The organism is Streptomyces sp. SGAir0957 (assembly GCF_043523415.1).
The window spans coordinates 8341005-8354333 of the sequence record NZ_CP027293.1 but is presented as its reverse complement, the minus strand read 5'-3'; the positions used below and the strand labels follow the sequence as shown (position 1 = coordinate 8354333).

The 13329-nt window shown below is 70.6% G+C and carries 13 protein-coding genes; 8 read left to right on the top strand and 5 right to left on the bottom strand.

Annotation, left to right across the window (positions count from 1 at the left end; translation table 11 throughout):
• Positions 1 to 537: 537 nt before the first annotated feature.
• Together C1N81_RS43315 and C1N81_RS43310 are read left to right on the top strand one after the other, a co-directional pair.
• The gene (locus tag C1N81_RS43315) at positions 538 to 1098 is read left to right on the top strand and encodes a hypothetical protein (RefSeq protein WP_394437278.1); all 561 of its coding nucleotides are present in this window, start codon (positions 538 to 540) and stop codon (positions 1096 to 1098) included.
• Between the two features lie 2 nt (positions 1099 to 1100).
• Entirely contained in the window at positions 1101 to 1523 is a 423-nt protein-coding gene (locus tag C1N81_RS43310; protein WP_394437277.1) for a hypothetical protein, read from the top strand.
• 123 nt (positions 1524 to 1646) lie between these two features.
• Here C1N81_RS43310 and C1N81_RS43305 read toward each other — a convergent pair whose 3' ends face one another.
• Positions 1647 to 3254 (bottom strand): alpha/beta fold hydrolase, encoded by a 1608-nt coding sequence (locus C1N81_RS43305; protein WP_394437275.1) that lies wholly within the window; start codon positions 3252 to 3254, stop codon positions 1647 to 1649.
• Between the two features lie 93 nt (positions 3255 to 3347).
• On the opposite strand from C1N81_RS43305, the gene C1N81_RS43300 reads away from it, so the two are divergent.
• Positions 3348 to 4325: a MerR family transcriptional regulator gene (locus C1N81_RS43300; protein WP_394437273.1), complete on the top strand. Its 978-nt coding sequence runs from the start codon at positions 3348 to 3350 to the stop codon at positions 4323 to 4325.
• A gap of 279 nt (positions 4326 to 4604) precedes the next feature.
• Here the strand turns inward: C1N81_RS43300 and C1N81_RS43295 are convergent, their stop codons facing one another.
• Positions 4605 to 5501 carry a LysR family transcriptional regulator gene (locus C1N81_RS43295; RefSeq protein ID WP_394437271.1) on the bottom strand — a complete coding sequence of 299 codons (897 nt, stop codon included), beginning with the start codon at positions 5499 to 5501 and terminating at the stop codon, positions 4605 to 4607.
• A gap of 184 nt (positions 5502 to 5685) precedes the next feature.
• Between C1N81_RS43295 and C1N81_RS43290 the strand changes: the two genes are divergently transcribed.
• Together C1N81_RS43290 and C1N81_RS43285 are read left to right on the top strand one after the other, a co-directional pair.
• Positions 5686 to 6459 carry an alpha/beta fold hydrolase gene (locus C1N81_RS43290; RefSeq protein ID WP_394437270.1) on the top strand — a complete coding sequence of 258 codons (774 nt, stop codon included), beginning with the start codon at positions 5686 to 5688 and terminating at the stop codon, positions 6457 to 6459.
• A gap of 45 nt (positions 6460 to 6504) precedes the next feature.
• The gene (locus C1N81_RS43285) at positions 6505 to 7323 is read left to right on the top strand and encodes an alpha/beta fold hydrolase (protein ID WP_394437268.1); all 819 of its coding nucleotides are present in this window, start codon (positions 6505 to 6507) and stop codon (positions 7321 to 7323) included.
• Between the two features lie 352 nt (positions 7324 to 7675).
• Here the strand turns inward: C1N81_RS43285 and C1N81_RS43280 are convergent, their stop codons facing one another.
• Positions 7676 to 8920 carry a VanZ family protein gene (locus tag C1N81_RS43280; RefSeq protein ID WP_394437266.1) on the bottom strand — a complete coding sequence of 415 codons (1245 nt, stop codon included), beginning with the start codon at positions 8918 to 8920 and terminating at the stop codon, positions 7676 to 7678.
• Positions 8921 to 9009: 89 nt separating this feature from the next.
• Between C1N81_RS43280 and C1N81_RS43275 the strand changes: the two genes are divergently transcribed.
• Positions 9010 to 10032 (top strand): LLM class flavin-dependent oxidoreductase, encoded by a 1023-nt coding sequence (locus C1N81_RS43275; RefSeq protein WP_394437264.1) that lies wholly within the window; start codon positions 9010 to 9012, stop codon positions 10030 to 10032.
• A 134-nt stretch (positions 10033 to 10166) separates the two neighbouring features.
• Here the strand turns inward: C1N81_RS43275 and C1N81_RS43270 are convergent, their stop codons facing one another.
• The gene (locus C1N81_RS43270; protein WP_394437262.1) at positions 10167 to 10550 is read right to left on the bottom strand and encodes a MerR family transcriptional regulator; all 384 of its coding nucleotides are present in this window, start codon (positions 10548 to 10550) and stop codon (positions 10167 to 10169) included.
• Positions 10551 to 10842: 292 nt separating this feature from the next.
• Here C1N81_RS43270 and C1N81_RS43265 point away from each other — a divergent pair, with 292 nt between their 5' ends.
• Entirely contained in the window at positions 10843 to 11781 is a 939-nt protein-coding gene (locus C1N81_RS43265; protein ID WP_394437260.1) for an alpha/beta hydrolase family protein, read from the top strand.
• Between the two features lie 101 nt (positions 11782 to 11882).
• Positions 11883 to 12902 carry an LLM class flavin-dependent oxidoreductase gene (locus C1N81_RS43260; protein WP_394437258.1) on the top strand — a complete coding sequence of 340 codons (1020 nt, stop codon included), beginning with the start codon at positions 11883 to 11885 and terminating at the stop codon, positions 12900 to 12902.
• An 84-nt stretch (positions 12903 to 12986) separates the two neighbouring features.
• Here C1N81_RS43260 and C1N81_RS43255 read toward each other — a convergent pair whose 3' ends face one another.
• Positions 12987 to 13313: a hypothetical protein gene (locus tag C1N81_RS43255; RefSeq protein ID WP_394437256.1), complete on the bottom strand. Its 327-nt coding sequence runs from the start codon at positions 13311 to 13313 to the stop codon at positions 12987 to 12989.
• Positions 13314 to 13329 lie beyond the last annotated feature (16 nt).

The following is a 13329-nucleotide window of genomic DNA, read 5'->3' as shown; positions in this document are numbered from 1 at the left end:
CCGAAGCACTCCCCCGACCGTATCGGCACCACCCCCACGGGCAACACCGCCTCCTCCAGCCGATCAGGACGCAACAGCCGCCGTGTGGCCGGAAAGGGGCGACGGACATCACCCGGACTGGGGAACCGTGTAGAAGACGCGCCGGTACGCGGGGCGGGGACAGCGCCCCGGGCGCGGTTCCGGACCCGGGACGCCTGAGCCGCGACAGTCCCCGCGGGAAAACCGGCCCGGCCTGCCGCATAAGTGCCCCCTACAAGTACACCCATGCCTCCGCCGCACACAACCCGGCCCGCGACGCGGTGGATGATGCCCCCATAATCGCCGCCGCCCCACGGATCTCCGGCGACCATCCGACTCAACACCCGCTTAGCACAACGCCGTTATTCGCACTGACATGCGCCCGCGCCGGTTCGTAGCGCGGCTATGCATAGTCGACGCAACGTTGGCAAATTCGATCTCCCCCCTTCTCACCAGTACGATCTTGGTCGTTGCGGCTACTGACCATGGCCGCGACTCACACGAAAAAGGGGGACTTCTATGTCGCGCACATTCAATCTGCGAGCACTCGGCGTCGCGGTGGTATTTCTGTCCACCGCCCTGGGCACGACCGCGGCTCACGCGGATACCGATGACTTTTCCGACCCGTCGTCTGCTACCGGTTCTCAGGAGCCCAGCGGGCAGATATCGACCCGGGCGGCTGTCGGCCATTACAGCAAGCTCGTTCAGAAGACGTCGAAGAAGAACTATACGAACACCAAGAACGAGATCGCCCGCTGCACCGCGCAGACCGCGGGCATGACCTGCATGATCAACAAAACGGCGTCGGCGACGCGCACGATCGACGCGGGATTCGGTATGACCTACAACGGCGTCGCATCGAGCCTGAGCATCAGCAAGGCCAAGACGCAGTCCGTGTCGGTGACGTGCAGCGCGAAGGTCGGCAAGGGACACTCGCTCGTCGCCTACCCGATCGGTACGCGGTACAAGTACAAAATCGAGAAGCACATCACCACCCCCATCGACTACAAAGCCGATACGAGCGGGTGGAAGTACGCTTTCGACCCCTCCCCCGCGAAGGTAAGCTGCAAGGTCATATGAATATGAGCCGCGGCCGCAGTCTTTTCCCGTTCAGGTATGCCCGTGCCGGTGTCGGTGTCGTCGTCGGCGTCTCGACCATAGCGGTGTTTCTGGCGGGGTGCGGCGCCGATGACGACGCACGAAGGCCCGTGACTTCACTCGTCGGCCAATCCATCGCCCAAGTGGAAGGCGACCTGCCGTCGGAGGCTTCGATGGTCTCCTACGATCTGTCGAAGACGGTCACCGGAGCGGAGTCCAAGCACAGCCTCTCCGATGACGCGTACCGCAGCGATTGGATCGTGGTGGCGGCGTGTGCGAACACGATGAACATCGAGGACGACACCCGGCTCGCCGTCGGCGTACTGAACGCTGACGACTACTCCGAGAGTGTCGAGCGCAAGGCGAAGAAGCACGCCTTCGACTCTTACCTTTCGGAGTGCAAGTGACCCGGTGAGCCGGGCCGCCCCTTCCGCGCCCCTGCCGTTTCTGTTCGGCAGGGGCCGTCTCCGTTGTACCGCCGTCGCGAGGCCATCGGCTGCGACGGCTTCGGTCGTGACGATGCGTCGCGCTCAGATGCCCAAGTGGTTCAGGACGTGGGTCATCGCGCGGCGCACCGCGTCGCGGGCCTCACCGGTGTGGTCGAGGTCCTCGAAGCCGTGGCGGGCTCCGGGGATGTCGATGACGTCGACCGGCACGTCGTGGGCGGCGGCCGCGGCCAGGAACTCGTCCACGGTCGCCGCGATCACGGGTTGTTCCAGCTCCGGGCGGAGGACGACCATGGGCAACGAGGCGGCGGCCGCGACCGTCTCCGCCGGACGGAACCGTCCTGCGGGCACGCCCCAGTTGGGCAGCGGCGACATGACCGGATAGCCGGCGACCAGGCAGCGCAGCCATGACGGCGGCCCGTCCAGCCACTCCGCCGTGAGCGGACCGCTCCCGGACAGGAACCACAGCGCGATCCGGTCGGCGTCGACCCTGGCATCGGCCCGCACGGCCTCGATGGCGTCGGCCACGTCGCCCGCGGCCACGGGATAGTCCGTCACATCGTGCAGACGGTGTTCGAGGGCTACGCCGATCACGCCCCGGGAGGCCGCGTAGCGCGCGTAGCCCTGGATGACCGGCCAGTCCCGGGGGTCCATGCCGGGCGGCACCGGCCCGCCGTGCACGAACACGACCGCCGGGAGCGGGCCGGCCTGCTGTCGTCGCGGGGGCAGGTACAGGTCCGTGCTGCCATGCCGTTCCCGGGGCAGGGGCGGCACGTCGAGGAGGAAGGACCGTGGCGCCCCGGCGGTGTCGGTGTCGGGGTCAGTGGCCTCCGGTGTCGCGAGGCGTTCGCCCTCGTCGGCCGCCGCCCTGACGAGGACATCGGCGAGTTCGCCGGGGCAGGAGAGCATCGGCCAGTGTCCGGTGGGCAGTTCGAAGAAGGTGACATCCGGGCGCAGGAGCGGTTGGAGGGCGGGGGTGCCCAAGCGGGCCAGCATGCGGACGGACTCGATGGTGGACCCGTTGTAGTGGCACAGCACGCCGGTGGTGGGGACGGATGCGGCCGCGCCGGTGAGTTTCAGGGGCTGGGTCAGGGTGCCCAGGGGGTGCGGTGCGGACAGGTCGGTGAGCCGCTCCCGTTCCGCTGCGGAGAGGCCTCGGGTGCTGCCCCAGCCCTGCCATTCATGCGGGGCGGGGGGCGGCAGCGCGCCACCGATGAGCGGGTCACCGGAGAGCGCGGCGTCAGGACCTGAGGCGCCGGGACCTGCGGCGTCGGGACCTGAGGCGTCAGAACCTGCGGCGTCAGGTCGGACGGCGGCCGCAAGGCGAGCGCGCAGCGCCTGGTCGGGCACGGCGGCGAGGGCCGGCACGCCGTCCGGGGGCGGGGCGGCGTCCACGTACACGAGGCGGGCCACACGCTCCGCGCGGCGATCCGCCGCGCCGAGGGCCGGGTACACGCCGTAGTCGTGCCCGACGATCACGATGTCGCGGTCCGGGGCCGAGCCGGCACGGTCGATCGCCGCCACGACCTGCTCGACATGGGTGTCCAGGACGATGTCGCGCCGCCCCGAGGCGTCGGAGCGCACAGGGTCGACGACGTGCACCTCGGCGCCCGTCGCCTCAAGGTGCCCCGCGACCTCTGCCCAGACCTCGCCGGTGGTGAAGAACCCCGGCACCAGGATGAATACGCTCATGCTCACTCCCTGCTCAACTGCCCCGCGGCCGTCCGGACCGCCTCTCGGCTTCGGCTGTGGGTACGCTAGGAACTCCTCTTGGGGGAGGTTCAAGTGCTGGTTGCGGGTGCCGGGTCGGGGGACGCGTCGTGGACCATCGGAGAGCTGGCCGAACACGCGGCCACGACCGTCAAGACCGTCCGCTTCTACTCCGAGCGCGGCCTGCTTCCGCAACGCCCCCGTAGTAGTGGCGGGCATCGCCGCTACGGCCCCGAGGCGCTGGAACAACTGCGTCTGATCCAGTCGTTGCGAGGTCTGGGGCTGTCTCTGACGCAGGTACGCCAGATGCTGGACGAGGGCGTGCACGACGGTACCGGCGCCGGGACCGGGACCGCGTTCGAGGCAGCGGTCGCCTCCCGGCTGCGTACCCTCGGCTCCCAGCTCAGTGCTATGCGCTGGCAGGAGGCGGCGCTCCGGCTGGTCCAGGAGTGCGGGCCCGAGGAACGTGCGGAGCGGCTGCGCCTCATCGGCTCGCTGAGCAGCCCGCCCAGTACGGAGGCGGTGGCCCGGTTCTGGCGCGCGTGGTTGCCCGCGCGCACGCCCGCGAAGGTCACCGCGGCGTTCCTCGACGCGGCGGTCCCCCAGCTGCCGGAGGCACCCGAGTCCGGCCACGTCCTCGCCTTCGCCCACCTGAACGCCCTCGTGTCCCGCCCCTGTACACCGGACCGCCGGCCCACCCAGCCCGCGGCGCACCAGGGCGCGGGCCCGCGTGAAGTGGGTCTGCTCTACAGCGGGTTGGCGCAGGCGTACGACTTGGCGGCGGTCGACATACGTTCCGGTCTTGCTCCGCGCGCGGGCGGGGCGCTGGACGGGTTCGTCGACACGTACGCGCGGGTTCAAGGGCAGCGCGACACCCCGGATTTCCGGCGGCGGCTGGCCCGGGAACTCGCGGACGACCCGCGCCTCGACATCTACTGGGACCTCGTGGAACAGGCCGTCACCCCGCTGGGCCACCGCCCGGAACCGACACCGGGATCGGCACACGACTGGCTCCTGACAGCCCTGCACACACAGGTCGAACGCGTGGGGTAACTCACCAGATGATGACACCGCCACCCTCGGTCTTGGCCCGTACAGCGGCGTCGACGATGTTGTTCAGGCACGGGGTGATGTACGTCGTGTCGTAGCCGCTGGCTTCGGCCAGGTGATCGATGTGCGGGCGTATCGCTTCGCACTCGGCCAGGAAGTCGTCGATCTCACTCGGCTCCGCACCGCGTCAGAACTCCTGACACCGGGACACCGGGACACCGGGACACCGGGACAGCGAACCGGGACGGGGCGCCCCGGCGCACCCCTCAGGCCGTCCGCCGACTACGTCTGCCCCACCTGCTCGTCGCACGCCGCGAGCAGCGCCGCCAGCCGACGGGACGGTGGATCCGGGCGTACCGCCAGGTAGGTCGGCAGGGACGGCGCGCCGGCCGGGTCGGTGAAGGGGCGGAACGCGATCCGGTGCGCGGGCTGCACGGCGGCCTGTGAGGCGAAGTAGACGGTCCAGCTCGGACGGCCCGACGCGATCGCCGCCAGGGTGTCCTGATCGGTGGTGAACGCCGGCCCCATGACCGGCTCGAACCCGGCCGCCCGGCAGGCATCCACCACCGCGTCGACGAGATGCGGGTTGCTCTCGCGGGACGCGATCCGCAGCGGCAACGCGGCCAGGTCCGCGAGGTCGACCTGATCCGACTCGGCGAGCGGATGCGCCGCGGGCAGCGCCGCGACCAGTTCGTCCCGCCAGAGCGGCAGCAGTTCCAGGCCCGGGGCGCGGTCGGTGCCGCGCACGAACGTGGCGTCCAGGTCCCCGTCGCGCACCTGCTGCAGCCGTGTCGTCGTGGGGCCGCTGACCAGTTCGACCAGCAGCCGCGGCGCCCGTTCCGACAGCGCGGTCAGCACTCCGTCCAGGCGCAGCCCGAGCCCCACGCTCGTCCCGACGCGCAAAGTGGACCGCTGCTCGCCGCGTACGACGTCCATCGCGTCGACCGCCGCCCGCTCGGCCGCGAGCATCGCGCGGGCGTGCGGCAGCAGGGCCCGGCCCGCCTCGGTCAGCCGTACGGCCCGCGTACTGCGGTCGAAGAGGGTGACACTCAACTCCCGTTCCAGACGCCGCACTTGCTGGCTGACCGTGGGCTGCACGATGTACAGCCGTTCGGCGGCCCGCCCGAAGTGCAGTTCCTCCGCCACTGCCACGAAGTACTTCATCTGACGCAACTCCACGCCGCCCCGCCTCCGACCCTCTCGCCCCTCGCGTCGCGTCATCACTCGGCACGACTCATCACGAACCGTGATGAGTGTAGGAGCGGATTCCTCATTGGTGGACGGGCGTCCGTCCGCTGGAATCTGCCCATCACCACAAGGCGCCCGGCCGGACAGGCCGGGCCGGCAGGGAAGGCAGATTCGCATGGCGTACACGACGGTCAACAACACCGCCCTCCACTACGAGAACCTCGGCGCGGGCCGCCCCCTGGTGTTCCTGCACGGATGGGGCACGAGCGGCCGGGTGTGGGACGCGCAGGCGGCCGACCTCATGGCCGACCACCGCGTGATCACCCTCGACTGGCGGGGCTGCGGGCGCTCGGAGCGGCCTGCCGACGGGTACACCATCCGCCAACTCACCAGCGATGTGCTGGAGTTCGTCGACGTCTTGGAGCTCGACCGGCCGGTGCTGATCGGTTCGTCGATCGCGGGCGCTTTCGTCATCGAGGCGGCCCTCGCGGCGCCCGACCGGTTCGGGGCGATCATCCCCGTCGACGCCGGCGTCCACCACTTCTCCCAGCATCCGGAGGCCGTGGACAAACTGCTCGCGGACCTGCGCGCCGACCGTGCGAGCACGCTCGCCGACTTCGTGCCCCACTGGTACCGGCCGGGCGTGAGCGGCGCGATGATCGACTGGACGGTGGCCCAGCTGCTGGAGTCGACCTTCCGTATCGACGGTCTCGTCGTCGACCAGGCCGGTTACGACCCGCGCGAACGGGTCGCCGCACTGCGGGTGCCCACCCACTTCCTGCACGGCGAACTCGACACCGAGGTGCCGCTTTCGGTTCCCCGGGAACTCGCCGCCCAGATCCCGGGCAGTCGCCTCACGGTGATCGACGGCGCCGGACACATGGCGCAGCAGGACCAGGCGGACCGGTTCAATGCCGCATTGCGCACGGCCCTGTCCGGCCTGCTCTGAGCACCACCCCTATCCCCCGCCCTTCGCCCCCTCACGGAGTTCCTCATGCCTTTCGTCGACGTTCCCACCTCCGGCGGCATCACCAAGGCGCATTACCTCGTCACCGGCAGCGGCCCCGGCCTGGTCCTCGTGCACGGCACCGGCGCCACCGCGGCGGGCAACTGGTCGCCGCTGATGGCCGACTTGAGCGACCGCTACACCATCGTCGCCCCGGACCTGCAAGGCTCGGGAGAGACCTGCGACCCTGGTGGCCCGATCACCCTGTCCGACATGGCGGCCGTGGTCGTCGCGGCGGCACGGGACGCGGGGCTCGACCACTTCCACCTCGTGGGCCACTCGCTGGGCGCGGCGGTCGCGGCCACGTGCGCCGCCCTGCACCCGGACCACGTCGCCTCGCTCACCGCGCACGCGGGCTGGGTGCGCACGGACGCCCACATGGCGTTCCAGTTCGACCTGTGGCGGCAGCTCGGCGGCACCGACCCGAACGCCCTGGCCCGGCTGATCCTGCTCACCGCGCTGGGCAAGGACACGCTGCGCGCCTGGGACGAGGAGACCTTCGCCCAGGCGGCAGCCGGGTTCGCCGAGCAGATAACGGGCGCCGTGGACGGCTTCGTCCGGCAGACCACGACGGACATGGCCGTCGACCTCACCGGTCTGCTCCCGGACATCACCGCCCCGACGCTGCTGCTGTCCAGCGCCGACGACCGGCTCGTCCCACCCCACCACCAGCTCGAACTGGCCGAGCGCATCCCGCAGGCCCGCCTGTTGCGCATCCCCGGCGGCCACGGCCTGCCCGCCGAGAACCCGGCTCTGCTCACGGCCAAGGTCACGGAGTTTCTGGACGGGCTGGTCCAGGCCCCCTGACGGCTTGGCCCCGTCCCTCTGGAGAACCCCCGCGCTCCAGCGACGCCAGCCCCCGCCCCCCGAGCAGTGCAGAGTCCGCGCCCCGTCCGCCAGATGGCGGTGTCCGGGGTTCGGGCGCTCCCCGCTGTGCTCGGCCGAAGCGCCGCTACGGGCCACACACGGCAACCTCCTTACGGGTGAACCGCGCTTACCCGCACCGGTGGCGGGCACCGGAGGATCAGCCCCTGCTCTTGTGCCCCGAGCAAGACACGTGGGGGGTGGAGGGGCGAGTGGGCCCCCGGGACAGCCTGATCCCGGGCCCGCTCCTCCCGCCACCGGCAAGCCACCCGTCCCCCTTCGGCACCACCCTGAGTCAGCTCGAACTCGTCGCCCGCACCACCTGCGGGGTCGAACTCCGGCTCTGGGGAGTCCGGGTGTGTGTCAGCGCCACAGTGCGCAGCCCGGATGCCCGCTCGTGCACCCAGAGGCCCGCCTCCCGCCGCCAGGCCATCAGCGCGTATCCGCCGAGCAGGACCGCGACGAGAACGATCAGCAGCACCTGCGGGAAGTGGTCGATCAGCTGCCACTGGATCAGTCGTGCGTCCGCCGCCGTGGCGTCCCGGACCCGGCGCACCACCCATGACGGCCCGTTCAGAAGGATGATGGCCGCGGTCACGAGGGTTGCCATCAGCGGGAGGGCCACCACGCCCAGCAGCGACGTACGGACGCCGAGCCTCCACAGCGCGGGCCGCCCGTCACCTTCGGCCGGTGCCAGCTTCAGCAGAAGAAGCCGCTTGCCCGGGGTCGTCCTCGTCAGCCAGGGCAGGACGACGAACCACAGGCCGAAGACCACGAACGTCACCCGGGGTGCGGCTTCGGACGCGCGGTACATATCTTGTGCCGTGGCCAGGACCACGAGGACGGTGACGGCCGTGACCCCGGTCAGGTCGACCAGCAACGCCACCAGGCGCCGTCCGGACGTGATGGGCGGACGGGCCGACGTCGCGTCGTCCGGCGCCTCCCGCGTCGGCAGCAGCCGGTCGAGCGGTCCGGCCACGTACCAGCCGATGAGCGCTCCCGCGGTGTTGAGCAGCAGGTCGTCGACGTCGAACAGCCGGTACGGGCACGGGTAAGCGCCCCACAGCGCGGTACCCTGCGTGACCTCGAAGAACAGCGAGGCTCCGAGACCCGCGAGGGCCGCGGCGGTGGCGCCCCGCCGCAGGTGGTAGCGGACGAAGACACCCAGCGGGAGCAGCAGGGCCAGGTTCAGGACCGCACCGCTGACCGCCGGGTTCTGCAGTACCAACGCGTTCAGTGTGACCTTGTGGTGCGCCTCCTTCCAGATGTCGCCGAAGGTGTTGCCCGGGATCCACTGCGGGGGGGCGACCGCCGCGAACCTTACGCACATGTCGGTCGTACGCGTCGGCAGCGGAACGAGCGTCATGCACACAGCCGTGATCGCGTAATAGAGGAAGCCGAGGAGCGACAGGGCGCGCCACTGCGACATGGTGCCGTGGCGGCGGTACAGGACGACCGCCGTCGGGAGGAACAGCAGCAGGGCGAGGACCGGGAAGAGCGCTGCGGCTGTCTTCATGGGCAACAGGTACGCGGAAGTCATGCGGCAGACTATACATACTGTGTATACATGCCGTGTATAGCGTCCTGAGCTGCCCGGAATGAATGCGACCCCAGTTTGTTGAAAGCGATATGAAAAAGATCGGGTTCCTGTCCTTCGGGCACTGGACGCCGTCGCCGCACTCGCAGACGCGGTCCGCGGCGGACTCCCTGCTCCAGTCGATCGACCTCGCGGTCGCCGCGGAAGAGCTGGGTGCGGACGGCGCCTACTTCCGGGTCCACCACTTCGCCCGGCAGGCCGCCTCGCCGTTCCCGCTGCTCGCCGCCATCGGTGCGCGCACCAGCCGGATCGAGATCGGCACGGGCGTGATCGACATGCGCTACGAGAACCCCCTGTACATGGCCGAGGACGCGGGCGCGGCCGACCTGATCTCGGGCGGCCGGCTCCAGCTCGGCCTCAGCAGGGGGTCCCCGGAGCAGGTGGTCGACGGCTGGCGGCACTTCGGGCACGTACCGCCGGAGGGCGGGACCGACGCCGACATGGCCCGCGCGCACACCGAGAGGCTGCTTGACGTGCTCAGGGGCGAGGGCTTCGCGGAGCCCGACCCCAGGCCGATGTTCGCCAACCCGCCGGGGCTGCTGCGGATCGAGCCCCATTCCGAGGGCCTGCGGGACCGTATCTGGTGGGGCTCGGGGTCGAACGCGACCGCGGTCTGGGCGGCCAGGCTCGGGATGAACCTCCAGAGCTCGACCCTGAAGGACGACGAGAGCGGCGAACCGCTCCACGTTCAGCAGCGCAAGCAGATCGAGGCGTACCGCGAGGCGTGGAAGGCCGAGGGCCATACGCGGGAACCGAGGGTGTCGGTGAGCCGCAGCGTCTTCGCGCTCGTCGACGACCGGGACCGGGCGTACTTCGGCCGGGACCGGAACTCCGAGGACCAGATCGGTTACATCGACGCCAACACGCGCAGCATCTTCGGGCGGTCCTACGCCGCCGAGCCCGAGGTGCTCGTCAAGCAGCTCGCCGGGGACGAGGCCGTCGCCGCGGCCGACACCCTGCTGCTGACGGTGCCCAACCAGCTCGGAGTGGAGTACAACGCGCATGTGCTCGAGAGCATCCTGACGCATGTCGCTCCGGAGCTGGGCTGGCGCTGACATCGGTCGCCGGAGCTCGGCTGGAACTGGGCCGGCGCTCACATCGATCGCCGGAACTGGGCTGGCGCTCACATTGATCGTTCGCGGACGACGGCACCACACGTGCCGTCGTCCGCGGCTTCGCGGCCCGCTCTTCAGGTCTGCCGCGGGCCTCGTCGGCAGGAGGCGCCGGTGCGCATGTTGGACGAGGCACCGTCGATCACGGAGTCGAGCCTGTCCCGGGCATGTGTCAGGTCCGCGATGCGCCGGTCGAGCTGCTCGCGTTCGATCGCCAGGCGCTGGAGGAGTTCAGGGGTGGCTTGGCCGTCGATGACGCAGGGCGTCAGCTCGGCGATGGCCTTGCTGCTCAGTCCGGCGGCGAACAGCTGACGGATGAGGTGGATCCGCTCGACGGCGTCTTCCGCGTAGTGGCGCTGGCCGCTGCCGCTGCGCTCGGCGGTGAGCAGATTCTGTTCCTCGTAGTACCGCAGGGCCCGCGTGGTGACGCCCGTACGGCGGGCGAGTTCCCCGATGCGCATTCCGGCCCCCTTCCGCGTGGTCCGCGCCACACACGCTTGCCCTTCACGTCAACGTCAAGTTTTACGGTAGCCCACATGTCCGCAACGGGCGGATGACCAGCACCGAAGGCACCACCTGCCACCCGCGACGGCGACGTTACGGCGACGCCAACCCAGGTATGTCGCAACCCAGTCGGGACGAGACGACGGCCTGGCCGCGGACCACGCAGGGACGCGCTCCACCAGCACGGCAGCGGCAGCGGCAGCGGCAGCGGCAGCGGCAGCGGCAGCGCCCCGAACGAAAGACACACACATGCCCACACACTCCGTCACCGGTCTCACCGGCCCCTCCCCCACCGCCACGGTGTCCGTCGGACCGCTCGTGCTGGGCGCGTCCGAACGCGGCGCGGACTTGCACGTCCGCGTCACCGCCCCCGCCACCGGCACCCACCTGCCCGTCGTCCTGTTCGCCCACGGCTTCGGCTCGGACCTGGACGGTTACGCCCCGCTGGCCGAGCATTGGGCATCCGGCGGCTTCGTCGTCATCCGGGCGACCCACCTGGACTCCCGGCGGCTCGGCCTTGCGGCCGATGACCCGCGCCGACCCCGGATGTGGCTCCACCGTGTGCGGGACATGCGGCGCATCCTCGACGAGCTGACCAACCTGGAGGCGAGCGTGCCGGGGCTGGCAGGCCGCGTCGACCACCGCCGCGTCGTCGCGGCCGGGCACTCCTTCGGCGGCCAGACCGCCGGCATCCTGGTAGGTCTGCGCGTCACCGATCCGTCGACCGGCGCCTCGGAGGACCTGTCCGACCCCCGGGTCATGGCGAGCATCCAACTGGCCACCGCGGGCAAGGGCGGCGACGAACTGACCCCCTTCGCCCACGACAACCTGCCCTGGCTGCGCGACCAGGACTTCTCCCACATCACCGCCCCCGGCCTCGTCGTCGCCGGTGACAAGGACGACCTTCCGCTCTCCACCCGGGGCCCGTCCTGGACGACCGACCCCTACACCCTCGGTCGCGGCGACAAGAGCCTGCTGACCGTGCGCGGCGGCGAGCACTTCCTCGGCGGCATCTCCGGCTACCGGTCGGCGGAGACCACCGACGAGAACCCCGACCGTGTCGCCCTCGTCCAGCAGGTCACCCTCGCCTACCTGCGCCACGTCACCGGCATCGACTCCACCGACTGGCACCACGCCCGAACGGCCCTCACCGGCGATCACCCGCTCGGCCACCTCACCTCCAAGTGAGCCGACCACCGCGCTGCGACCGGCCGGACCGCCCCGCGGAATCTTTCACCCCGGCGACCGTGTTGCCCTGGTGATCATTGACCGCTCGATGAGGGAGTCCCGTGCCACCGACCAACACGCCTCTTCGGAAGCTGGGCTTCCTCACCATCGGCCTGTTCGACGAGGCCGATCCCCGACGCGGCCACGAGTCGACGCTGGAGATCATCGAACTGGGCGAACGCCTTGGCTTCGACAGCGCGTGGGTGCGCCACCGCCACCTGCAGTACGGCATCTCCTCCCCCGTCGCCGTCCTGGCCGCGGCCTCGCAGCGCACCAGCAGGATCGAGCTGGGCACCGCGGTCATCCCGGTCGGCTGGGAGAACCCCCTGCGGCTGGCGGAGGACCTGGCGACCGTCGATCTGCTGTCCGGCGGACGGCTCAACCCCGGCGTCAGCGTCGGCCCCCCGATGCACTTCGAGACGGTGAAGGACGCGCTCTACCCCGACACCGCCGGGTCGGAGGACTTCGGCCACGGCCGCGTGCGGCGCCTCCTCGACTTCGTACGCGGCACGCCCGCCACCGACTTCAGCGGCGTCGAGGGGTTCGAGGTGTTCTCGGACCGCGTCCAGCCGCAGGCGCCCGGTCTGGGCCGCCGCATGTGGTACGGGGCAGGCAGTCTGCGCTCGGCACGCTGGGCAGGTGAGCACGCGATGAACCTGCTGACCAGCAGCGTCGTCAAGGCCGAGGAATCGGAGGACTTCGCCGAGGTGCAGCTGTCGCACATCCGGACCTTCCGCGCCCACCACCCCGACCGCGACCGGGCCCGCGTCTCCCAGGGCCTCGTCGTGATCCCCACGGACAACGCCACGCCCGAGCAGCGCAAGAAGTACGAGGAGTACGCCCGGGCGCGCACCCCGCGCACCACTGCCCCGCAGGGCCCGGCCCGGATGATGTTCGCACCCGACCTGGTCGGCACGTCCGCGGAGATCGCCGAGCGGCTGCACGCGCACGTGGCGTTCCAGGAGGTCGACGAGGTCGCGTTCGCACTGCCCTTCACCTTCGACCACGAGGACTACGTCCAGATCCTGACGGACATCGCCCAGGGGCTCGGCCCAGCACTGGGCTGGCACCCGACGGGCTGAGAACCGGTAACGGAGTTGCCATGTGCCCTCGGTAGGCGAGTCGAACTGGAACCGCACCGCGCCGACCGGGGGTGCGCGGCCGGTTCACTCAGCGTCCTGCGCACCGCCCTTCGCCAGGCGCACCGCCGCGTACAGACTCAGACTCGGCTCCGCCTGCCGAAGGATCTTGATGGCCTGGACCGAGTCGGCAGGTCCGTCGTACCCCGCCTCCGCAAGGCGGGCGCGAACCCAATCCCGGCGCAGCTCCGCGTCGCTTCGTGCGGCTGCCTCGGCGATGAGGGCGGCGGCCCGTTCCAGACCTGGGCGTTCGGCCTCGGACGCGGCCTCGATGGCAGCCCGTACCGTGTCGGCGATGCGGTCGGCGTCCCGCAGGACGAGGACGTTCAGCTCACGGCTCGACTTCATGATCATGGGCGCATGATGCGCC